23 protein-coding genes and 2 pseudogenes are annotated in these 21,468 nt (G+C 72.3%); 13 read left to right on the plus strand and 12 right to left on the minus strand.

Annotation, left to right across the window (positions count from 1 at the left end; all coding sequences use genetic code 11):
- Window position 1: 1 nt before the first annotated feature.
- A complete protein-coding gene (locus Aau02nite_RS27910) occupies window positions 2–2,218 on the minus strand; it encodes a rhamnogalacturonan lyase family protein (protein WP_212991556.1) in 2,217 nt (738 codons plus the stop codon).
- A 216-nt stretch (window positions 2,219–2,434) separates the two neighbouring features.
- Here Aau02nite_RS27910 and Aau02nite_RS27915 point away from each other — a divergent pair, with 216 nt between their 5' ends.
- Entirely contained in the window at window positions 2,435–3,517 is a 1,083-nt protein-coding gene (locus Aau02nite_RS27915; RefSeq protein WP_212991557.1) for a cellulose binding domain-containing protein, read from the plus strand.
- A gap of 56 nt (window positions 3,518–3,573) precedes the next feature.
- On the opposite strand, the gene Aau02nite_RS27920 is transcribed toward Aau02nite_RS27915, so the two are convergent.
- Complete coding sequence (locus Aau02nite_RS27920; protein WP_212991558.1) at window positions 3,574–3,903, minus strand: putative quinol monooxygenase; 330 nt, start codon at window positions 3,901–3,903, stop codon at window positions 3,574–3,576.
- A gap of 234 nt (window positions 3,904–4,137) precedes the next feature.
- Between Aau02nite_RS27920 and Aau02nite_RS27925 the strand changes: the two genes are divergently transcribed.
- Together Aau02nite_RS27925 and smpB are read left to right on the plus strand one after the other, a co-directional pair.
- Complete coding sequence (locus tag Aau02nite_RS27925) at window positions 4,138–4,569, plus strand: hypothetical protein (RefSeq protein WP_212991559.1); 432 nt, start codon at window positions 4,138–4,140, stop codon at window positions 4,567–4,569.
- A gap of 41 nt (window positions 4,570–4,610) precedes the next feature.
- Complete coding sequence (gene smpB / locus Aau02nite_RS27930) at window positions 4,611–5,141, plus strand: SsrA-binding protein SmpB (protein WP_212991560.1); 531 nt, start codon at window positions 4,611–4,613, stop codon at window positions 5,139–5,141.
- A gap of 9 nt (window positions 5,142–5,150) precedes the next feature.
- Here smpB and Aau02nite_RS27935 read toward each other — a convergent pair whose 3' ends face one another.
- From Aau02nite_RS27935 to Aau02nite_RS46730, 4 genes are all read right to left on the minus strand, one after another.
- The gene (locus Aau02nite_RS27935) at window positions 5,151–5,462 is read right to left on the minus strand and encodes a hypothetical protein (protein WP_212991561.1); all 312 of its coding nucleotides are present in this window, start codon (window positions 5,460–5,462) and stop codon (window positions 5,151–5,153) included.
- Window positions 5,463–5,519: 57 nt separating this feature from the next.
- Window positions 5,520–5,654 (minus strand): hypothetical protein, encoded by a 135-nt coding sequence (locus Aau02nite_RS47490; RefSeq protein WP_281421043.1) that lies wholly within the window; start codon window positions 5,652–5,654, stop codon window positions 5,520–5,522.
- A 9-nt stretch (window positions 5,655–5,663) separates the two neighbouring features.
- Window positions 5,664–6,242, minus strand: a complete 579-nt coding sequence (locus Aau02nite_RS27940; RefSeq protein WP_246595487.1) for a hypothetical protein — start codon at window positions 6,240–6,242, stop codon at window positions 5,664–5,666.
- A 78-nt stretch (window positions 6,243–6,320) separates the two neighbouring features.
- Window positions 6,321–6,560, minus strand: coding sequence for an acyl-CoA-like ligand-binding transcription factor (locus Aau02nite_RS46730; protein WP_246595488.1), 240 nt, complete (start codon window positions 6,558–6,560; stop codon window positions 6,321–6,323).
- Window positions 6,561–6,636: 76 nt separating this feature from the next.
- Between Aau02nite_RS46730 and Aau02nite_RS27950 the strand changes: the two genes are divergently transcribed.
- From Aau02nite_RS27950 to Aau02nite_RS27975, 6 genes are all read left to right on the plus strand, one after another.
- Window positions 6,637–8,079, plus strand: a complete 1,443-nt coding sequence (locus Aau02nite_RS27950; protein ID WP_246595489.1) for a hypothetical protein — start codon at window positions 6,637–6,639, stop codon at window positions 8,077–8,079.
- 23 nt (window positions 8,080–8,102) lie between these two features.
- The gene (locus tag Aau02nite_RS27955; protein WP_212991564.1) at window positions 8,103–8,957 is read left to right on the plus strand and encodes an SCO6745 family protein; all 855 of its coding nucleotides are present in this window, start codon (window positions 8,103–8,105) and stop codon (window positions 8,955–8,957) included.
- A 99-nt stretch (window positions 8,958–9,056) separates the two neighbouring features.
- Window positions 9,057–9,788, plus strand: coding sequence for an energy-coupling factor ABC transporter permease (locus Aau02nite_RS27960; RefSeq protein ID WP_212991565.1), 732 nt, complete (start codon window positions 9,057–9,059; stop codon window positions 9,786–9,788).
- Window positions 9,785–10,132 (plus strand): PDGLE domain-containing protein, encoded by a 348-nt coding sequence (locus Aau02nite_RS27965; RefSeq protein ID WP_212991566.1) that lies wholly within the window; start codon window positions 9,785–9,787, stop codon window positions 10,130–10,132. The genes Aau02nite_RS27960 and Aau02nite_RS27965 overlap by 4 nt, the downstream gene beginning before the upstream one ends.
- Window positions 10,132–10,893: a cobalt ECF transporter T component CbiQ gene (gene cbiQ / locus Aau02nite_RS27970; RefSeq protein WP_212991567.1), complete on the plus strand. Its 762-nt coding sequence runs from the start codon at window positions 10,132–10,134 to the stop codon at window positions 10,891–10,893. Before Aau02nite_RS27965 ends, cbiQ begins: the two co-directional genes overlap by 1 nt.
- Entirely contained in the window at window positions 10,890–11,630 is a 741-nt protein-coding gene (locus Aau02nite_RS27975; protein WP_212991568.1) for an energy-coupling factor ABC transporter ATP-binding protein, read from the plus strand. The genes cbiQ and Aau02nite_RS27975 overlap by 4 nt, the downstream gene beginning before the upstream one ends.
- 12 nt (window positions 11,631–11,642) lie before the next feature.
- Here the strand turns inward: Aau02nite_RS27975 and Aau02nite_RS27980 are convergent.
- Window positions 11,643–11,857, minus strand: a pseudogene (locus Aau02nite_RS27980) (steroid 3-ketoacyl-CoA thiolase); the annotation flags it as partial.
- 23 nt (window positions 11,858–11,880) lie between these two features.
- On the minus strand, window positions 11,881–13,782 hold the full coding sequence (gene nhaA, locus Aau02nite_RS27985; protein WP_212991595.1) for a Na+/H+ antiporter NhaA: 1,902 nt from the start codon (window positions 13,780–13,782) through the stop codon (window positions 11,881–11,883).
- A gap of 98 nt (window positions 13,783–13,880) precedes the next feature.
- On the opposite strand from nhaA, the gene Aau02nite_RS27990 reads away from it, so the two are divergent.
- Window positions 13,881–14,297, plus strand: coding sequence for a nuclear transport factor 2 family protein (locus Aau02nite_RS27990; protein WP_212991569.1), 417 nt, complete (start codon window positions 13,881–13,883; stop codon window positions 14,295–14,297).
- 58 nt (window positions 14,298–14,355) lie between these two features.
- Here Aau02nite_RS27990 and fxsT read toward each other — a convergent pair whose 3' ends face one another.
- Window positions 14,356–16,278, minus strand: coding sequence for an FxSxx-COOH system tetratricopeptide repeat protein (gene fxsT, locus Aau02nite_RS27995; protein WP_212991570.1), 1,923 nt, complete (start codon window positions 16,276–16,278; stop codon window positions 14,356–14,358).
- A 235-nt stretch (window positions 16,279–16,513) separates the two neighbouring features.
- On the opposite strand from fxsT, the gene Aau02nite_RS28000 reads away from it, so the two are divergent.
- The 3 genes and pseudogenes from Aau02nite_RS28000 to Aau02nite_RS47895 form a co-directional block, all read left to right on the plus strand.
- The gene (locus Aau02nite_RS28000) at window positions 16,514–16,726 is read left to right on the plus strand and encodes a helix-turn-helix domain-containing protein (protein WP_212991571.1); all 213 of its coding nucleotides are present in this window, start codon (window positions 16,514–16,516) and stop codon (window positions 16,724–16,726) included.
- A complete protein-coding gene (locus Aau02nite_RS28005; protein ID WP_246595491.1) occupies window positions 16,723–17,220 on the plus strand; it encodes a Clp protease N-terminal domain-containing protein in 498 nt (165 codons plus the stop codon). The genes Aau02nite_RS28000 and Aau02nite_RS28005 overlap by 4 nt, the downstream gene beginning before the upstream one ends.
- Window positions 17,221–17,273: 53 nt before the next feature.
- Window positions 17,274–17,444: pseudogene (locus Aau02nite_RS47895) on the plus strand (serine hydrolase); the annotation flags it as partial.
- Between the two features lie 213 nt (window positions 17,445–17,657).
- Here the strand turns inward: Aau02nite_RS47895 and Aau02nite_RS28015 are convergent.
- From Aau02nite_RS28015 to Aau02nite_RS28025, 3 genes are read right to left on the minus strand one after another with little or no spacing between them, the layout of a single operon-like run.
- Window positions 17,658–18,503, minus strand: coding sequence for a sugar ABC transporter permease (locus tag Aau02nite_RS28015; RefSeq protein WP_212991574.1), 846 nt, complete (start codon window positions 18,501–18,503; stop codon window positions 17,658–17,660).
- A complete protein-coding gene (locus tag Aau02nite_RS28020) occupies window positions 18,500–20,089 on the minus strand; it encodes an ABC transporter permease subunit (protein ID WP_212991575.1) in 1,590 nt (529 codons plus the stop codon). The genes Aau02nite_RS28015 and Aau02nite_RS28020 overlap by 4 nt, the downstream gene beginning before the upstream one ends.
- The gene (locus Aau02nite_RS28025) at window positions 20,089–21,342 is read right to left on the minus strand and encodes a sugar ABC transporter substrate-binding protein (protein ID WP_212991576.1); all 1,254 of its coding nucleotides are present in this window, start codon (window positions 21,340–21,342) and stop codon (window positions 20,089–20,091) included. Before Aau02nite_RS28025 ends, Aau02nite_RS28020 begins: the two co-directional genes overlap by 1 nt.
- Between the last annotated feature and the right edge of the window lie 126 nt (window positions 21,343–21,468).

Here is a 21,468-nt window from a genome sequence, read left to right on the forward strand (position 1 = left end):
GTCATGGCTGGCTGATGCCGGGCCGCGGCGGTGTCGCCATGTTCGCCCCGATGAAGAAGCTGGGGTGCGGGGGCTGGTTGTAGGCGGTGTTCTGCCAGGCGAGCGCGAGCCGGTACTGCGCGTCCTGGAGCAGGGTGGTGATCCGCCGGTCCGTGACAGTCGGCGTCGCGTAGATCCGCAGCGCGGTGTTGTCCGCGGTCGGCCAGATCACCTCCTCCCGCCAGTCGCCGAACAGGTCGCCGGAGAGCGACGGGGTCGACTTGGTGCCGTTGTTGGAGTGCACGCCGGCCGCGGTCAGCAGCCGGGTGTCGCCCGAGGTGCCGTACTTGTCGATGTGCGTGCCGTCCAGCAGTTCCCGGACCGGGTCGCCGTCCCACCAGGCCAGGAAGTTCGCCGAGCCGGGCTTGCGGCTGGTGACCACGGCGCCGGTCGGGCCGCGGACCCCGTCGGCGGCCGACGACCAGGACTCGGCGCCCGCACTGCCGGACCAGATGTCGGCCGAGACGCCCCGGCCGTTGTCGCCGCCGGTCGGGGTCGACCAGAGCACCTGACCGGTACGGGCGTCGGCGAACCACGACGACGGCTTGCTGGCGTCCTCAGACACCTTGAACACCTCGAGGCCGGCCCGTGCCGGGTTGAGGTCGCCCACGTGTAGCGCGTCGCCGTGACCGTGGCCGGTGTTCCACAGCCTGGCCCCGTTGTCGTCGACGGCCAGCGAGCCGTAGACGATCTCATCGCGGCCGTCGGCGTCCACGTCGGCCACGGACAGCTGGTGGTTGCCCTGGCCCGCGGTCCCGGCGTTGGTCGAGCTGTTGCTGTCGAAGGTCCAGCGCCGGGTCAGTGCGCCGTTGCGGAAGTCCCAGGCCACGATCACCGAGCGGGTGTAGTAGCCGCGAGCCATGATCAGGCTGGGACGCTGTCCGTCGAGGTACGCGGTGCCGGCCAGGAAACGGTCGACGCGGTTGCCGTACGAGTCACCCCAGGAGGAGACCGTGCCGCGGGGAGGCTCGTAGTTGACCGTGGACAGCGCGGCGCCGGTGCGGCCGTCGAACATGGTCAGGAACTCCGGGCCGGCCAGCACGTAACCGCTGGAGTTGCGGTGGTCCGCCGTCGCGCTGCCGATCACCTGCCCGGTGCCGGACACGGTGGCGTCGGCGGTCTTCATGGCCACCTCGGCGTCGCCGTCCCCGTCGTAGTCGTAGACCTGGAACTGGGTGTAGTGCGCGCCGGCCCGGATGTTGCGGCCGAGGTTGATCCGCCACAGCCGCTGGCCGTTGAGCCGGTAGCCGTCGACGTAGACCGGGTCGGTGACACCGGACTGCGAGTTGTCCTTGGCGTTGAGCGGTTCCCACTTGAGCACGATCTCGAGCTGGCCGTCACCGTCGAGGTCACCGACGCTGGCGTCGTTGGCCGCGTACGCGGAGCCGTTCGGGTTCTGGATCGGCACGTCGAGATAGCCGTTGGCGAAGTTCAGCGCGGCACCCGAGGCCGCCTGCTCCGCTCCCCCGACCACGGCCCGCACCGTGTACGCCGCCCCGGCCGCCGCCCCCGCGTCGAGATAGTTCGTCGAGGCGGTGATCGGGGTGGCGTTGACCTTGGTGGTGCCGCGGTAGACGTTGAAGCCCACGTCGGCCGGGTCGGCGGCCAGCCAGCGCCAGCTGACCAGGTTGCCGTTGCCGGAGCGGACGCTGATCAGCCCGCGGTCGAGGCGCTCCATCTGCCGCCCGCCCGCGTTGGCCGGCGGCGGTGAGGTGGCCGGGGGCGGCGTGCTCGCCGGGGGCGTGCCGGGCGGAGTGGTCGCCGGCGGGGTCGTGGTGGTGCCGCCGGTGCAGGCGACGCCGTTGAGGGTGAACGCCGTGGGATCGGTGTTGGCGCCGGTCCAGGCGCCGTTGAAGCCGAAGGAGGCGCTCGCGCCGGTGGCGATGGCCCCGTTGTAGCCGGCGTTGCGGACGCTCACGGCGGCGCCGGACTGGGTGACGGTGCCGCCCCAGAGCTGGCTGACGGTCTGGCCGGACGGGAAACTCCAGCCCAGGGTCCAGCCGTTCACGGGGTCGCCGAGGTTGGTCACCTCGACGGCCGCGCCGAAACCGCCCTGCCAGCTGTTGGTGACCGCGTAGGAGACCCGGCAACCGGCGGCCGCCGACGCGTTGACCGCCGTCAGCAACGCGGCACCGAGCGCCACGACACCCAGGCCGGCGATCTTCGTGACCGCGCGCATGCTTGTCTCCTCGCAGTGAAACCTATCAATTGGGAGCGCTCCCAAGAGTGCCTCCCGGACACGCTCGCGTCAAGCCCCGGAAATCAACCGGAAATTAACCTTCGTGAATGGCACCCTGTTGTTGGGAGCGCTCCCATGTCATGATGCCGGGAAATCCCTTTCGCGGTTCAGCGCGTGCTCGCGCGGAGCCGGGCGGCGCACCCCGAGGTGAATGCGATGTCGAAGAAGAAACTCGCGGTCGCGCTGGCCGCGGCCGCTTTCGTGCCCATCGGCCTGCTCGCCGCGCCGGCCTCCGCCGCCGCCGGCTGCCAGGTCGGTTACACCGTGACCAGTCAATGGCAGGGCGGCTTCGGCGCTTCCGTCTCGGTCACCAATCTCGGCGACGCCGTGAACGGCTGGACCCTGGGCTGGAGCTTCCCGTCCGGCCAGACCGTGACCCAGCTGTGGAACGGCTCCGTCACCCAGTCCGGCGCCGCCGTGAGCGTCCGCAACGCGGGCTACAACGGCGCTCTGGCCACGGGCGCATCGACGTCGTTCGGCTTCAACGGCGCCTGGACCGGCAGCAACGCGGTGCCGACCGCGTTCACGCTCAACGGGGTCGCCTGCACCGGCGGGGTCACCACACCGCCCTCGACTCCCCCGCCTTCGACTCCCCCGCCTTCGACTCCCCCGCCGGCGGGTACTCCGGTCAAGGTCATGGCGCTGGGTGACTCCATCACCGGCTCGCCCGGCTGCTGGCGGGCCCTGCTGTGGCAGCGGCTGCAGCAGGCCGGGCGGGCGTCCTCGGTGGACTTCGTCGGCACGCTGCCGGGACAGGGCTGCGGCTTCACCTACGACGGTGAGAACGAGGGCCACGGCGGCTTCCTGGCCACCAACGTCGCCGACCAGAACCAGCTGCCGGGCTGGCTGGCGGCGACCGACCCGGACGTCGTGATGATGCACTTCGGCACCAACGACGTCTGGAACAACCGCTCCCCCGCCACGATCCTGGCGGCGTTCACCAAGCTGGTCGGCCAGATGCGCGCGTCCAACCCGGCGATGAAGATCCTGGTGGCCCAGATCCTGCCGATGACGCCCGGCAACTGCGCCGAGTGCACCCAGCGGGTGATCGACCTCAACGCGGCGATCCCGGCCTGGGCGGCGGCGACCAGCACGGCGGCCTCGCCGGTCACCGTGGTGGACCAGTGGACCGGCTTCAACACCGCGACCGACACCCCGGACGGCGTCCACCCCAACGACAGCGGCAACCGCAAGATCGCCGACCGCTGGTACCCGGCCCTGACGGCGGCCATCTCCTGACCCCGTCCCTTCAGCGGCGGCCCCGGACCGGGCGGAGGTCCGGGGCCGCCTCCCGCTCACCGGCCGGGTACGGCCATCTCGCCGAGCTCGGACCAGTCGTCCTGGTCGACCGTCTGACTGACGATCTTCGGAGTCGCGGCGAGATGCGGCGGCAGATCCCGCTGGGCCTGCTGGAAGTGCGCCGAGCCGACGTGCGCCGCCCCCGCCTCGCCGTCGCGGAACGCCTCCACCAGCACGTACTCGTGCGGGTTGTCGAGGCTGCGGGACCAGTCGAACCACAGGCAGCCGGGCTCGGCCCGGGTCGCGGCGGTGAACGCGGCCGCGATCTCCGGCCAGCGGTCGGCGTCCTCTTCCCTGATCAGGAACTTCGCGGTAATGAAGATCATCGGTGCCTGCCTCTCGTGCGTGCTCGCCGTGCCACCACCTGCTCATCCCATCCAACACCGCGACCCGCGCGGGGCGACGCGACAGGCGCGTGCAGATGGTGACAACGGCTCGCGCTGGGCCACTTCTCGCGCTTGACAGTGCGCCGCCGGCACCCGGAAGCTACGACCAGTCACGGACGGTGCACCACGGGCGCACCGCATTCCTGACGTCGCTCGAACCACGGGACGCTGAGCATGGACATCGGGCAGGTCGCGCAGATCACGCTGGTCCTGCTGTCCCCGACCCTGGCCTTCGCGGCGTTCATCTACGTGCCCCGGGCGGTGCGCGCGGTGTGGCGCCGAGCCCACCCGGAGCCCGACCCCGGACCGCTGTCGCCGCCGATCGAAGAGGTCGTTGCGAACCTGCACCGCCTGCTGCACCAGCACGACGCCCTGCTGCACACCCCGGACGTGGCGCTGCGGGCCCGGCGCCTGAAAGCCCTCGAGGCGGCCATCACCGACAACGCCCTGGACGCGGCCCGGGCACTCGACGTGCCGGCGCCCGCCGCACCCGGGCCCACCGGCCTGCGACCGGCCACTCTCAGCCGGCTGCTGCGTGACCTGGCCGCCGCCGGGCTGGTGCTGCCCCGCGGCGTCGGCCTGGTGGACGGCGACCGGCTCACCTGAGGTGCCGACCGGGGCGGTGCCGGCCCGGCGCGTTTGCGAGGATGGGAGCCGGAGCGGGGTACGGCGACAGCGAGGGGGCAACCACGGCCAGGGAGACCGGGCGCAAGGTCATCGCGACGAACAAGAAGGCGCGACACGACTACGCGGTCCTCAAGACGTACGAGGCCGGCCTGGTGCTGGCCGGCACCGAGGTGAAGTCGCTGCGCGCCGGGTACGCCTCGATCGTCGACGCGTTCGCCCAGGAGCACGAGGGCGAGCTCATGCTCTACAACCTGCACATCGCCGAGTACGGCTTCGGCTCGTGGACCAACCATGCGCCGCGCCGTACCCGCAAGCTGCTGCTGCACCGCCTGGAGATCGACCGGATCCTCGACAAGCTGCGCGAGCCCGGCAACACGCTGGTGCCGCTGTCGCTGTACTTCAACGAGGGCTGGGCCAAGGTCGAGCTGGCCCTGGCCCGGGGCAAGCGCGAGTACGACAAGCGCCAGGCCCTCGCCGAACGCGACGCCAACCGCGAGATCGCCCGGGCCATGGGCCGCCACCTCAAGGGCCGCACCAGCCGGGCCCGCTGAGCGGGCCGCTCAGACCCGGACCAGGTGGGTCGGGCAGCAGAGGTTCCGCGCGGTGTGCATGCTGCGCCAGTAGGTGACCGGCACCGAACTCTGCAGACAACCCTCATGGAAGCAACGCACCCGCACCTTGGTCCCGTCCGGCACGTAATCGGTGCGGCCGGGATGGCGCCGGCAGGACGTGGTGGGCGTCAGCTCGTGCACGAAGTTGCGCCACTGACAGCCCTCCTCACCACAGACCGCCAGCTTCCCGCGCGGATAGGCGGGGTGCGGGCCGGGAACGGGCAGCAGCAGGGTCACCAGACCGAGCAGGGCAGAGCGCATGTCGACCACCTCCGGGTGACGGGCTCCACCTCGGACGGTACGCCGCCCCGCCGCTGGTCACAACGGCCGCTCGCCGGGCCGCAGCAGGGGCGATCCGGCCGTCTCGCCCGGCCGCGGCAGGGGCGCCTCAGCCCGCTCGACGGGCTGCGACAGGCGCAGCTCGGCCCGCTCGCCCGGGAACAGCTCAGCCACCTCGCCGGGCTACGGCAGCGGCAACTCGGCTTGCTCGCCAGGCTGCGACAGGCGCAGCTCGGCCGCCTCGCTGGGCTGCGGTGGCGACGGCTCGGCCGCCTCGCCGGGCTGGGGCAGGGGCAGCTCGGCCGCCTCGCCGGTGGCAGCTGGGGTCGCTGAGTGGCTCGGGGCGGGCCGCTCCGGACCGGTCGTGCGCGAATACCGGCCACGGCTGCGGGTCACCGGCAGCGGGACCAGCCGGATCGGCGCGGGCGGCTCGGCGATGCGGCCCGGCCCCCAGCGCACCCACACGGCCACGCGACCCGCGGCCGCCTCGGCCAGCAGCTTCTCCACCGTGCGCTTGCGGTCGGTGTGGTCGACCTCGACGACGATCGGGGGCGCGGCCGGCCGGGCCAGCGCCACGTCGACCACCGAGTGCTGCTTGTCCATCGGCGGTGGCAGCCGCACCACGCTGGGCGCGCGCCGGTAGACCCGCCAGCCATGGGCCTGGCCCCAGGCCGCCACCTCGTCGATGATCCGGCCGGTGACCTCGTCCTGGGTGAGGTCCGCGAAGGCCAGGTCGGCGAGCCGCTGCGCCAGGTCGTCCATCAGGGCAGATTAGCGGCACCGCCCGACACCCGATCCGGGACCGGCCGGCCGGTGCACAGCGGACTCACCCCGGAGGTGTCAGGGCGGCGGCGGCCCCGCGGCGATCCCGGCCAGCGCGTCGGTGAGCAGCTGAGGCATCGCGACGGGCGGGTCGGCGCGCTGGAAGTGGGCCAGGGCGACGTTGTTCGCGGCCAGCACGACGGCGGCCACCAGGTGCGGATACATGTCCCTGCTCAGGTCGGTGCCGGTGCGCTCGGCAACGGTCTCGGCGACCTCCGCCTCGGCCGGCGCCCCGGCGCGCAGCAGGTCACCCCGCACGCAAGTTTCAGTCGGGGTCGATCCGGGCGGCGCCGAAATCCGTACCGGTGAGCGGCACCGACATGGAGGTATCACCATGCACGGAATCCCCGACGCCGGTTCCACCGACGGAGGGCCGGACCGGCACCCGCCGGACTGGCCGGCGCCCGGCACCCCGCTGGCGGGCGAGGAACCCACGGTGGAACTGCCGGTCGTCACCGAGGCCATGCTCGCCGCGGCGGCTCCGACCTCGTCCCCCGCCGCTCTCTCGCCGGCCCTGAACAAGTCCACCCGTCGCCGGCCTTCCCAGGCCCGGCGCTTCCCGGCGCTGGAACGGCGGGGCCCCCGCCCGGCCCGGCAGCCTGCCGCGCCGCCGCCCACGACGTTGGACGACCTCCTGACCGGGCCGACCCACCCGGCCGGCCCTACTGACCGGGCCTGGCTCGCCGGGCCGACCGACTCCGCCCACGCACCCGGCATCACAGGGACACCGAGTCCTGCCCACCTCGCCGGGCCAACCCGTCCCGCCCGCCCAACCGACCTCGCCGCAGCAACCAGCCCTACCGGGGCAACCGGTCCCGCCCGCCCAGCCGATCCGGCAGCAGCAGCCGGTCTCCCAGGAGCGACCGCCCCGGCCGGCCCGGACGACCTCGCCGGACCCGCCGAGTCGGCCTGTCCGGCCCGGCCGTTCGACACTGCCCGGACCGATCGCGGCGCCGGCCGTCTGGCCGGCGACGGTCAGTCCGAAACCCGCCCTGCCGACTCCGGCGACGGCGGCCGGCCGCCGACCGGCACCCAGCCCGCAGAGCCGGGTCGCGGCTGGCTGATCGGTGCCGGAATCGCCGCCGCCGCCCTGCTCCTGACCGGCGCCACCGTCGTCGCCCTGAGCCGCGACGGCGATCCGGGCACCTCCGGCTGGAGCGCGCCGGCCGCCGCGGCCGCGCCGCACACGGTGACCGCCGCGCTCGACGGGCGTACCAGTGCCGGTTTTGACCTCGTCGACGGCGCCGAGCGGGTCACCCTGCGGGCCGCCGACCTCGGCGGCGTCCTCTACCGGATCACCACGCCGGAGGCCGGTCCCGTGGTGCCGCGCACCGACGAGCGGGACGGCCGGGTCCGGCTGCGCCTCGACGGCGATGCCGAGGCCGTCGACATCACGCTGAACGCGGCCGTGCGCTGGGATCTGCGGATCGCCGGCGGTGCCGAGTCGTCCACCATCGATCTGAGTGCGGGGCGGGTCGGCGGGGTGGATCTGGCCGGTGGCGCGAGCCGGATCGCGTTGACGCTGCCGCGGCCGGACGGCACGCTCAGCGTCCGGATGAGTGGTGGGGTCAGGCTGTTCGACGTGCACACCGCGGAACGGATTCCGGTGCGGGTGCGGGTCGGTCGGGGCGCCGGGCAGGTCACGCTCGACGGGCAGCAGCACGCCGGGGTGTCGGCCGGGCGGACCTTCACGCCGGAGAGTTGGGCCGCCGCGGTGGACCGGGTCGACGTTGATGCGGCCGCCGGGATGGCGGCGCTGACCGTCGCACCCTACTAGCCGGTAATGACAGGATGGCGGGCATGACTGTGACGCCCGCCCTCGCCCGTGAGGCCTGGCGGCTCGCCGAGCCGCTGCACGCGATGATCTATTTCGCCCCGGAGGTCCGGGAGCGCTTCGCGGCGCTCGGCGTACCCGCCGTCGCCGACTATTTCGCCTCGCGCGGTGCCGTGTTCGGACCGGTCGGGCCCGGTCCGGTGGTGGCGACCTTCTACAACTTCAACCCGGCGCTCGTGGCGCGGGCCCTGCCCGCGGCCTGGGAGATCGTGTCCCCGGCAGCGGCGCTCGCGGCCCGGCTCGACGCCGCCGACGCGGCGCTGGTGCGCGGTCTGGGCGAGACCGTGCACACCCCCGAGGTGGCCGAGGCCGCCGAGCTGGCCCGGCGGGCGGCGGAGTCGGCGGTCGCGTACGCCGCCGGGCGTCCCCTCTTCGCCGCGCATGCGGGCCTCGACTGGCCGGAAGCGCCGCACCTGGTGCTGTGGCACGCCCAGACGTTGCTGCGCGAGTTCCGGGGCGACGCGCACGTGGCGGCGCTGCTGGTGGCCGGGGTCAGCGGGTTGCAGTCGATCATCCTGCACGCGGCATCGGGCCAGGCCAACAAGTCGTTCCTGCGGGGCTCCCGGGGCTGGAGCCGGGAGCAGTGGGCCGACGAGGAGAACGCGTTGCGGGAACGCGGGCTGCTCGACGGGGAAGAGCTGAGCGACGAGGGGCGCGCGCTGCGTGCCGGTATCGAGGCCGACACCGACCGGCTGGCCGCGCCGGCGTACGAGATCCTCGGGGTGGACGGTACGACGCGGCTCGCGGAGCTGGCCCGGCCGTTGAGCCGGACTCTGGTCAAAGCGGGCTTTCTGAGCGCGGCGGCGCCTCCCCGGCAGTGATCCATATCGCAGCCAGCCGGAGGCTGTTGCCAATCCTTTGCAACAGCCAGGGAGCCCCATATGCTGAGCCGAGGCTGACCGCGGCCCGGAGGGGGATCCATGGACGCACAAGCGATGCACATCGCCAACGGGATCGTGAACGGCACCGTGTCGGCGATCTTCGCCGCTTTCGCCGCCCTCGCGCTGGCCTTCTGCGTGTGGCGGGCCCGCGCCGACCTCGACGACCGGCTGGCCCCGATGGCGGGCCTGGTCGCCGCCTTCATCTTCGCCGTGCAGATGCTCAACTTCCAGGTCCTGCCCGGTGTCTCCGGTCACCTGCTCGGCGGCACCCTGGCCGTGGTCCTGGTCGGACCGTGGGTCGGCGCGCTGTGCGTCTCGACCGTCCTGATCATCCAGTGCCTGCTCTTCGCCGACGGCGGCCTGACCGCCCTCGGGCTCAACATCACCAACATGGCGATCATCGGCACCGCCGCCGGCTACCTGCTGGTCGCCGGCCTGCTGCGGGTGCTGCCCAAGACCCCGTCCGGGCTCGGCACCACCGCCCTGATCGCCTCGGTCGTCGGCGTGGTGGCCGCCTCGCAGGGCTTCGTGTTCGAGTACTGGCTCGGCGGCACCACCCAGCTCTCGATGCCCTGGGTCTCCGGCACGATGGCCGGCACCCACCTGCTGATCGGCATCGGCGAGGGCCTGATCGCGGCGACCACCGTGGCAACCGTCGCCCGGGTCCGCCCCGACCTGGTCTACGCGTTGCGCCGCTTCCGCACCCCACCGGCACCGGTCGCGGCCACCACCGCCGCGGCGCCCGCCACTGTCTCGGGAGGCCAGGCATGACCCGGCGACTCGGCTGGTTCCTGGCCGGCGGCCTGCTCGTCGCCCTGCTGCTGGCCGGCGTGGTCAGCAACTTCGCCTCGGGCAGCCCGGACGGCCTGGACGCCACGGCCCGCGAGGGCTGCACGTTCGACGCCCACGGCGAGATCACCGGCGGCACCTGCATGCTCCAGCAGGAGCAGGCCCACCAGCTCGCGGACAGCCCGCTGGCCGACTACGGCATCCGCGGCATCGACAACCCGTACCTGTCGACCGGGCTGGCCGGGGTGCTGGGCGTGCTGGTGACCTTCGCGATCGGCGGCGGGGTCTCCTGGCTCGTGCGCCGGCGCAGCCCCGAGAAGGTCTGATGGGCGCGGGCCACGCCCACCCGCTGCACCTGGACCGCCCGAGCCCGGTGCACGCCCTCGCCCCCGAGGTCAAGATCCTCGCGACCCTGCTGTTCACCATCGTCGTGGTGGCCACCCCGCGCACCGAGTTCGCGGCCTTCGGCGGGTATGCCCTGCTGCTCGCGGTGGTGGCCGTCCTGGCCCGGGTGCCGCTGGCGTGGCTGGCCAAGCGCGCCACCATCGAGCTGCCGTTCGTCGTCCTGGCCGTGACCCTGCCGTTCGCCGGGCACGGCGAGCGGATCACCTGGCTCGGCCTGTCCCTGTCCGTCGACGGCCTCTACGGCGCGTGGAACATCGTCGCCAAGGGCACCCTGGGGGTCATCGCCTCGCTGCTGCTGGCGGCCAGCACCACCATGCGCGACCTCATCCTCGGCCTGGACCGGCTGCGCTGTCCCCGGGTCTTCACCCAGATCGCCACGTTCATGCTGCGCTACCTGGACATCCTGGCCGACGACGCGCGCCGGATGCGCATCGCCCGGCTCTCGCGCGGCTACGACCCGCGGTTCCTCTGGCAGGTCAAGGCGTTCGCGGTCGGCGTGGGCGCGCTGTTCCTGCGGGCGTACGAGCGCGGCGAGCGGGTGTATCTCGCGATGGTCTCCCGCGGTTACGACGGGCGCCTGCCGCGGCCCGAGGCCGGCGGCGCCACGACGACCGACTGGGCGGCCTCGGCCGTGCTGCCCGCCGCCGCGGCGGCCATCGCGCTGACGGCGGTGCTGGCGTGAGCCTCGAGATCGCCGGCCTGACCTTCGCCTACCCGGACGGCAGCGTCGCGCTGCGAGGGGTCGACCTCAGTGTCGGCGCCGGGGAACGGGTCGCGCTGCTGGGGCCCAACGGCGCCGGCAAGACGACCCTGGTGCTGCACCTCAACGGCATCCTGCACGGCGGCGCCGGCACGGTCGACGTCGGCGGGCTGCGCGTGGACGCCCGCGACCGGGCCCGGCTCGCCGAGATCCGCCGCCGGGTCGGCATCGTCTTCCAGGACCCTGACGACCAGCTGTTCATGCCGACCGTGGCCGAGGACGTCGCCTTCGGGCCGGCCAACCTGGGACTGCGCGGCGCCGAGCTGCAGGCCCGGGTCGACGAGGCGCTCGAAGCGGTGGACATGGCCGCTCACCGCGACCAGGTGCCGCTGCACCTGTCCTTCGGCCAGCGCCGCCGGGTCGCGGTGGCCACCGTGCTGGCGATGCGGCCCGAGCTGCTGGTGCTGGACGAGCCGTCGTCCAATCTGGACCCGGCGAGCCGCCGGGAACTGGCCGAGATCGTCGAACGGCTGCCGGTGACGGTGCTGATGGTGACCCACGACCTGCCGTACGCGCTGCAGCTGTGTCCGCGCTCGGTGATCCTCGACGACGGCCGGATCGTGGCCGACGCTCCGACCGCGGACCTGCTGGCCGACGAGGAGCTGCTGCGGGCGCACCGCCTGGAGCTGCCGTTCGGCTTCCACCCGGTGCGCCCCTGAGGCTGACCGCGATCAGGCCGGCCGTTCGATGACGGTGGCGTCGGCCGCGCACGTCGTCTGCAGCCCGTAGCGTCCCCCGGTGCGTTCCAGCACACCCAGCAGGGTGGTCGCCCGCTGGGCGCCGGCGGCGCCCAGCGGGTGACCGATGGCGATCGCGCCCCCGGCGACATCGACCTTCGCCGGGTCGGCCCGGTCTCGGCCAGCCAGGCCGGCACCACCGAGGACCACACACTGCCTTAGGCATCCTAGGTTACTGGGCTGGAGGGGTCGGCCCCTCCTCCTGCGCGGGCTGGGGGACGCGGGTGAGGCCGGCACGGGCCCGGGCGGTCTGCACCGCCTGCTTGAGGGTCACAATGTCGTACGCCGCGTAGTGCCTACGCCCGTTGATGAAGAACGTCGGCGTGCCGGACACCCCGCTCAGATCGGCCGAGTCCACGTCGTCGGTGACCCGCTGCGCGTGGCGGTGGTCCATCAGCTCGTCGTGGAAGCGGTTCGTGTCCAGGCCGAGCTGGTCGGCGTACCGGAGCAGGTCCATGATCCGCAGGTGGTCCTGGTGGCCCAGCAGCAGATCGTGGAACTCCCAGAACCTGCCCTGTGCGGCGGCGGCCTCCGCGGCCTCGGCGGCGAGCCGCGCCTGCGGGTGCACGTCGGGCAGGGGCAGGTGCCGCCAGACGTACCGCAGGTCGGTGTCGGTGATGAGGTCCCGGACCGACGGCTCGGCCCGGCCGCAGTACGGGCACTGGAAGTCGCCGTACTCGACCACCGTGACCGACGCGTCCTGCGGGCCGCGCACGTGGTCGCGCTCCGGGTCGACGGCCGGCACCAGGTCGGTCAGCTCCTCGACCTCGCCCAGCATGGCGCGGGCCCGGCGCTGCGGGGTCAGCAGCCGGGTGGCCCGGAAGACCACCCAGGTCAGCAGGGACGCCCCTGCCGCCGCGGTCAGCACGCCGATCTTCGCCTCGGCGAGCTCGGGTCCCTCGAACGCCAGCGCCGCGATCAGCAGTGACACGGTGAAGCCGATGCCGGCGATCGTGCCGCTGCCCAGCACCGCCGCCCAGCCGACGGTGGGCCGGACGCGGCCGCCGGTCGCGGCGGTCAGCAGCGCGGACACCCCGACCACCGCGACCGGTTTGCCGACCAGGTAGCCGAGGATGACACCGCAGGTCACCGGCGAGCTGAAGGCCCGGGCCAGGAAGCCGCCGTCGATCGCGATGCCCGCGTTGGCCAGGCCGAACAGTGGCACGATCACGTAACTGGACCAGGGATGGTAGACCCGCTGCAGCCGGTCGTTGGGCGACAGCGTCCGGGTCAGCCCGAGCGCGGCGGTGCGGGCCAGTTCGGGGGTCGGCTGCTCGCGGAAGAGCTTGAACAGCCCGCTGGCGGCTTCGAGGTTCTCCCGTACCGGTGTGTAGGCCACGGCCGTGAGGCCCATCGCCAGCCCGGCCACCACCGGGTCGACGCCGCTGGCCAGCATCGCCGCCCAGAGCACCAGCCCCACGACGGCGTAGCAGAAGGCGTTGCGGACGCCGGACGTGCGCAGCAGCAGCCACACCCCGAAGGCCGCGGCGGCGATCAGCAGCGGCGTCATCGCGATGTCCTCGCTGTAGACCACCGCGATCACCAGCAGTGCGACCAGGTCGTCGACGACGAAGACGGTGAGCAGGAAGACCCGGACCGAGTCCGGCACACCCCGGCCGACCAGGGCGAGCAGGCCCAGCGCCAGCGCGGTGTCGGTGGACATCGCGATGCCCCAGCCGTGCGCGCCCGGGCCGCCGTGGGTGACCGCCAGATAGATCAGCACCGGGATAAGCATCCCGGCCAGGCCCGCGACGGCGGGCAGCACGAAGCGCCGACGGTCCCGCAGGTCACCCAGGTCGAACTCGCGCCGCGCCTCCAGCCCGACCACGAGGAAGAACAGCGTCATCAGGCCGCTGTTGATCCAGGTCCGCAGGTCCTCGGTGATCCCCGTCGCGCCGAGGCGCACCGACAAATCGGTGCGCCACACCGCGTCGTACGACGCGGTGTCGACGTTGGCCCAGACCAGCGCGGCGGCGATCGCCGCGACCAGCACCCCGGCACTGCCCGATTCGGTACGCAGGAACGCCCGCAGCGGCGCACCGAGCCCCCGCGTCCACTGCGTGCGTCCCCGCATTTCACCGGTCGTCACGCCCCCAGCCTGGTCATCCCCCTGCCCCGGGGCAAGATCCGCCGCCGTCGCGGGCCGGCGGCCGTCCGTCCTATCCTGCTGTGATGACGAACGCGACACAGACTCCCGGAGCGCTCGGCGTGGTCGAGCAATGGCTGACCGCGGTGAACGCCGGCGACGGCGCCCGGGTCGAATCCCTGAGCCGGGACGAGGTCGACATCGTGGGCCCCCGCGGACGCGGCAGCGCCCCCCGCGCAGTGCTGAGTGAGTGGCTGGGCCGCTCCGGCTTCTCCTCCCAGCCGGTCCGCTGGTTCTGCGGCGGCGCCGGGCTCGTGGTGGTCGAGCAGGACGCCACCTGGCACGACCCCGCCACCGGGCAGCCGCAGGACAGCTTCCGGATCGGTTCGCTGTTCCGGATCGAGGACGGACGGGTGGCCCGCTACGAACGCTTCGACGACGGGGTGGCGGCGGCGCTGGCGGCGGCGGGCCTCGAGGCCGACCGCCACGAGGTGACCCGCTGACGCGACGCCGGGTGGGGCGACGGCGGCCGGCAGATCGACGGGGACCGGGAACGCACGATCACCGTTGCTCGGTGTCCCGACGATCGGCGCCCGGCTGACGTAGCCGCCGCGCGTGAATGTCCTGCGCCAGGCGCCGGGCCCGGCGGTACCGGTGCAGAGCCTGCAGGTCCTGGCGCAGGTAATCGGCGACCGTCAGGGTGACGTAATGATCCGGCCCGAGGACCCGGGTCATCCGCGCGAAGGTGTCCTCGTCGACGGCCAGGGCCTCCTGGTATCGCCCGAGGGCACGGAGGTCGCTGCCGAGGTTGCCCGCGCAGTTGAGGGTGCTCGGGTCGTCGGCGCCGAGAACCTGCTTCATCCTGGCGAGCGTCGTCCGGGTCAACTCGTACGCCTCTTCCCGGCGGCCGAGCTCGCGCAGGTCGTCCGCCAGGTTGTTGCCGGACGCCAAGGTGTCGCGGTCATCGTCGCCGAGCCATTTCCGCCGCCGGTCGTAGGTTTCCCGGTCCAGCCGATAGGCCGCCGGGTGGTCGCCCAGTTCGTAGAGATCGATGGCGAGGTTGCTGGCCGATGCCAGGGTGCGCCGGTGGTTGTGACCGAGCAGGTGGCACCGGCCGCGGAAGGCGGCCTCGTCCAGGGTGCGAGCTTCCTTGAAGCGTCTCTGGACGCGCCGCACCATGGCCAGCCCGTGCGCGACCCACAGGGTGTGCTCGGTCTCCCGGCCGTCCGGTGGCAGCCATGCGTCCCGCAGCTCCGTCGCGAGAACGTCCGCCTGATCGACCAGCCCGCGGGCGGCCAGGTACATCACTGCGTTACAGGCCAGGTCACGTAAGGCGGGCTCATCGCTCGCGGCAGGATCGACGGCCACCAGATGCGGCAGCAGCCTGGCCCACTCGGCCCAGACCCCCGCGTCGAGCGGATCGCCGGGAGCCTGCCGGGAGACGAGTGCCGCCGCCGCGGACCGGGCGCGATTGCGGTCCTTCGGGGACAGCAGCTCCCCGAGGACATGTTGAGTGACAGCATGCATGCGGACGCCATCCCGGTCCACGGTGGCCAGACTGTGCTCCGCCGCCCGCTCCAACCCGCGGCGAAGCGCGACCTCCGTCGCCGCGGAGGTCACCAGCCAGCCCACCGGGATCGGCTCGGACGCCAGGAAGGCGCAGGTGCGGATCGCCTCCAGACCGGCCGGCTCGTCGCGACGCAGCCGCTGCGCACCGACCGACACGACAGCCGTCATGCTCTGCGGGTGGCTCGCATCCAGACCCTCATGGAGCAGGACGGCGGTCTGGCCGCTCAGGAGCCGGGAGTAATCCGGCGCACTGGTTCCGGTCCGGGTCATGAATCCGGCGGCCTGCGACAGGGCCAGCGGAAGGTCACCGAGCGCTTCGGCGAGCCCGGCCGCGTCCTCCTCGGAGATCGTCGGATTGCGCCGGCGGAGCAGTTCCACCGATTCCCGGCGAGGAAGCGCGGGCACCCCGACGACCCTGGCCCACTGGTCCCATCCCGGCGTCCGTGAAGTGATCAACCGGTGTCCGCCGGCATCCGGCAACATCGAGCGCAACGTGGCCGGTGTCGCGTCGTCAAAGATGATCAGCCATCGGTCCCGGTGCTCGAGGTGCCGCGTCAACGCCGCCACGCACGCCGGAACCTCGGTCTTGCGGTCCGCGACACCGAGGGCGATGGCCAGCTCGGCGAGACTGCTGGCAGTGGCGACGGCATGCTCGGCGTCGATCCACCACACCACGTCGTAGTCGTCCGCGTGCAGGTGCGCGTACTCGAGGGCGAGTTGTGACTTACCCGCTCCGCCGGGTCCGGACAGTACCTGGATCGATCCGCGTTCCCATCCGCGCCGGATGTCGAGGAGCGTGTCCTGCCGACCCGAGAACTGGCGGTTGCGCGGGGGCAACGACCGCGCGTCGGCCGTCTTCTCGACCTTCGCCGATGGCGCCTGCGGATCACGGCTCGCCCACCAGCCGACCGGCATGGACAGGACGGTCCCGAAGAAGGCGGCCGCGGCGACGGCGTCCTGCCGGGCGAAATGAAAGGCCGCTTCGAGAATCCACCAGGCCAGGGCGAATGTCGTCAGACCGCACCAGCGTCGATGTTCCCCATCAGGGCAATCGCAGGATGCTGTCGGATGGAGCGACCACGGTCCGGAGCGTCGACCATGTCATCAACTTTTGTTGACGAGTTCTCGTCTATCAACTAAAGTTGATGACATGGTCGAACACGCGGAGCTTCCCTCGCCGGACGATCCACAGGCGGCTCTCGCTGCGGTGGTGGCGCTGCGGCGGCTCGCCAACCAGCTGGAGCGGGCCGCGGTCGACCACGCGCTACGCGACGGATGGACCTGGGCCCAGATAGGTCAGGCGCTCGGCGTGAGCGCCCAGGCAGCCCACAAGAAACTCGCCCACAAGAAGGACCTTTCGTGAAGCTTCCCCGTGCGCTGCAGGACGTCCGCACCATCGAGGCACTGCTGACCGGCGCCGAGGCCGAGGCCCAGCGCGCCGGCGACGACCTACCCGGACCGGAGCACCTCCTACTGTCCGCATTCGGGCTCCCCGACGGCACGGCCCGGCGGGCATTCGAACGGCTCGGCGCCGACCCGGCGGACTTCCGGGCCGCCGTGGAAACCGCACATCGACAGGCACTGCAGTACGTGGGCGTCACCGTGCCGGACAACGCCGGGGAGTTCCCGCCCCCGCCGCTGGGCGGTGTCCACCGGATGACCGCACCCGGACAGGAGGTCTTCCAGGCGGCGGTGAAGCTGTCGAAGGCGACCAAACCCTCTCTGCTGCGCGGCGGACACGTGGTCGCCGCGGTCTGCGGCCAGGAACACGGCACTGTCGCCCGCGCGCTGACGGCGCTCGGCATCGAGCGGAGCGTGCTGGCCGCCGCCGCCCGCGAGGCCCTCGCCGACCGCTGACCCGCTTCATCAGTCGGGCCGCCGCGACATCGCGGCACGCCGCCAGCGCCGAGTTGCTCAACCGTTTACTGAGGGTCGACGAACCTGGATGCTCGGCCGCTGTCGGTGTAGACGGGACGGTGGCCTGGGCGGACGCTCGCGGCATGGCCGACATCGCCACCGGCCGGACGCTCACCCGCGCCTCGGTGTTCGACCTCGCCTCGGTGTCCAAGCAGTTTCCCGCCGTAGCGGTGCTCCTACGGGGCCGGGATCGTCATCCACCCGGACGGGACGCTCAGCCACGAAGGCGCCTGGGCCGGGCACTCCACCCTGTTCGGCATGACCGCCGACCGGCGTACCGCCATCGCGGTCAGCTGCAACAGCGCTGAGGCCGACATCGCCGGCGTCGCCACCGGGCTGCAGCACATCTGGGCTCGATGAGATGGCCGCCCTGATCCTCAGCCCTTGACCGCCCCGGCGGTGAGGCCGTTGACGATGTAGCGCTGCAGGAACTGGAAGACCAGGACCGTCGGGATCGCCGTGAGCAGGGTGCCCGCGCAGAACATGCCGAAGTTGTTGTTGCGCTCCCCTGCCACCAGGCCGTACATCCCGACCGACAGGGTCTTGGCGTCCGTGTCGGTCAGGAAGACGTTGGCGATCAGGAACTCGTTGATCGTGCCGATGAAGGCCAGCAGGCCGGTCACCGCCAGGATCGGTGCGACCAGTGGCAGCAGGATCCGGAAGAAGGTCTGGGCGTGTGACGCACCGTCCATCGTGGCCGACTCGTCCAGTTCCCTCGGCACCGTGTCGAAGAAGCCTTTCATCAGCCACGTGTTCACGCCCAGCGCGCCGCCCAGGTAGAGCAGGATCAGGCCCCAGGCCTGGTTGAAGCCGATGACCGGCCACAGGTCGGTGATGGTGGAGAACATCAGGAAGATGGCCACGATCGCCAGGAACTGCGGGAACATCTGGATCAGCAGCAGCGCCAGCAGGCCGATCCGGCGGCCGCGGAAACGCATCCGGCTGAAAGCGTACGCGGCCAACGCCGACAGGAACACCGATGCCAGCGCCGACAGGCCGGCGATCAGGACGGAGTTGCCGAACCAGCGGGCGAAGTCCGTGTCGGTGAGCAGGTTGCCGAAGTTGCCGACCGACGCCCCGGTCGGCACGGCCGCGGTCGACGACAGTGTGCCCAGCGGGTTCAGCGCCGCCGACACCACGAAGACGATCGGGAAGAGGGAGAAGACCAGGGCCAGCGCCGCGACGCCGTGCCGCCATCCGACCCGGGCGAACCACTTGCTCATGAGTAGACCTCTTCCTGGCGGCGGGTCCGGCGGAAGCTGACCGTGGAGATCACCGCGACGATCACGAAGATGAAGATGGACACCGCCGCGGCGAAGCCGTACTCCGCGCCCGAGCCGCCGAACGCCAGCCGGTAGGTGTAGGTGATCAGCAGGTCGGTGGCCCCGTTGGCCGGGTTGTCGGCCGGGAACGGCGCGCCGTCGGTGGTCAGGTAGATCGCGTTGAAGTTGTTGAAGTTGAACGCGAACGACGAGATCAGCAGCGGCGTCAGCGCCACCAGCAGCAGCGGCAGGGTGACCCGCTTGAGCGACTGCCACGGCGACGCCCCGTCGATGCGGGACGCCTCGGACAGCTCGGGCGGGATGGCCTGCAGTGCACCGGTGGCGACCAGGAACATGTACGGGTAGCCCAGCCACAGCTGCACCAGGATCACCGCGATCCGGGCGGACGCGGCCCCGCCGAACCAGTCCACGTCCAGCCCGAACAGGTTGTTGATCAGCCCGAAGTCGGTGTTGAACATGTCCCGCCAGACCAGCAGCATCGCGAACGACGGCATCGCGTAGGGCAGCACCAGCAGGGTGCGGTAGAGGCCGCGCCCGCGGACCCGTGGCGAGTGCAGGGCCAGCGCACAGCCCAGCCCGAGCACGAAGGTCCCGCCGGTGGAGGCCAGGGCGAAGATCAGGTTCCAGATCAGGGTACGGGCGAACGGGCCGGCGATCGCCGCGTCGGTGACCAGCCGGGTGAAGTTGCTCAGCCCGACGCCGACCCGCCAGCCCTGGGCCAGCCGCTCGCCGTCGGCCGCCACGAACGCGCCCACCTCCTCGTCCGCGGTCCAGGTCCGGCCCGTGGTGGTGTCCCGGACACAGTCGCAGCCGGCGTCGTACGCCCGCCCGGCCTTGCCTTCGTACGCCCGCGACAGTCCCTGCGAGCGGATCGCCCCGCCCGGGGTCGGCACGGCCAGGCCGGTGATCTCCCGGCTGCGCGCGCTGGCCTGACCGCCGTTGAGCAGCGTGTAGCCCGCGGCGGCGGTGACCCGGCCGGTCGCGTTGACGGTGACGTCACCGGCCGGCAGCTCCTCGAGCCCGTCGCGGGTGCCGGCCGAGACGACCCGGGTCGCCGGGTCGGTCACCAGGAACGTCAGCGGCCCGGTCGCCGGGTCGCCGGTGGTGGCGACCGTCAGCGCGTACTCGGTCGAGCCGGGCACCCGGGTGACCGACGCGGTCTGGATGGCCACGACGGCCTCCCGCTTGTCACCGCGGTGCCCGTCGCTGAAGTTGGTGAAGGCGGTGGCCGCCGTGTACGCCACCGGGAACAGCTGGAAGACGAGGAGGAACAGGGTGCCGGGCACGAGGTACTTGGCGGGCACCCGGCGGCGGCCGGTGTACAGGTAGAACAGTCCGGCGGTGGCGGCCAGCAGCACGGCCAGGCCGGTCCAGGCCCGCTCGGCGATCAGCGGGAACGCCGCCCAGACGGCGAGCCCGGCGACCAGCCCGAGCAGGGCGATCTTGACGAGGGGGCCGGCGAGGCCGCCCCGGCCGGGCCGCGGGGCCTCGGCCGGGGCGGTCTCCCGCTCCAGAAGAGCAGTCATCAGTTGATCTGGCCCGAGATCGTCTTGGCCGCGGCGGTCAGCGCCGTCTTGGGGTCGGCGCCGCCGACCACGGCGGACTCCGCCTTGCTGAACGGGTCCCAGACCGACGCCATCTCCGGGATCGCCGGCAGCGGCACCGCGTTCCGGCCGGCCTCGACGAACTTGGCCAGGTCCGGGTCGGCCCCCTTGACCTGGTCGTAGGCGGCGGTCAGCACCGGCGGGCGGGGCTCGGCCTGGTACAGCGCCACGGCCAGCTCCGGCGTGGTGACGTAGTTGGTGACGAACTCCTGCGCCAGCGCCTTGTTCTTGCCCTTGGCCGCCACGTAGAACGACTGCACACCCAGGAAGGGCTGGGCCGGTTTCGCACCGGCGAACCCGGGGACGGGCGAGATGTCGTACGCGATCTTGGCCTTCTTCACGTCGGTGACCGCCCACGGCCCGGAGACCAGGTACGCGCACTTGCCCGCGGTGAAGGTGGCGATGGAGTTCTCCACGGTGATCGACCGCTTCAGGGCGCCGTCACCCTTCTCGCCCAGCGCCCGGATCTTCTGGAAGGCGGCGATCGACTCGGGCTTGGCGATGCCGAGGTCGTTCTTGTCGTAGTCGCCGTTGGCCGCGGTGCCGAACAGGTAGCCGCCGGCCGAGCTGAACAGCGGGTACGCGTGATAGGCGTCGCCGTTCTGTCCCACCTGGAGGCAGAGCAGCTCACTCGCCTTCTTGCCGGCCCGAAGCTTCTTGGCCTGCGCGACCAGGTCCTCCATGGTGGCCGGGGCCTCGGGGGCGAGCTCGGTGTTGCGGATCAGCGCCAGGTTCTCGGTCGCGTACGGCACGCCGTAGACCTGGCCGTTGAAGGTGACCGCCTTGACCGCGTTCGGGGCCAGGCCCTGTTGCTGGGCGGCGGTCAGCTGCACCGGGTCGATCGTGCCGTTCTGCACGAGGTTGCCGATCCAGTCGTGCGCGCCGACCATCACGTCCGGCCCACTGCCCTGCTGCGACGCGGTGACGAAGGTGGTCTGCTGGTCCTTGGAGATGGCCTGGACCTCGACGGTGACGCCGTTCTCCTGCCCGAACCGGTCGGCGAACGGCTTCAGGGCGGCGGCCCGCTTGTCGTCGCCCCAGATCACCAGCTTGCCGCCGGCCCCGGCGGGGGCCGCGGAGGTGGGGGTAGCGGGATCGTCCGAGCCGCCGCTGCAGCCCGTGGCGGCCAGCGCCAGGGTGAGGGCGGTGACGACACCCGCGGTACGGATGCGCATAGTCTTCTCCTATCGGGCACAGCACGGCACCCGAAGAGGTGGCAGGGACATAAAGGGGGGAACCGGAAGCAAGGCCCCGATAGGCCCTGCCCGGCTGTTGCGGGGACGTTAGCAAGGGATTTCCGT

Origin of the sequence: Actinoplanes auranticolor, assembly GCF_018332655.1 — a bacterium.
In the GTDB taxonomy this organism is placed as follows: Bacteria; Actinomycetota; Actinomycetes; order Mycobacteriales; family Micromonosporaceae; genus Actinoplanes; species Actinoplanes auranticolor.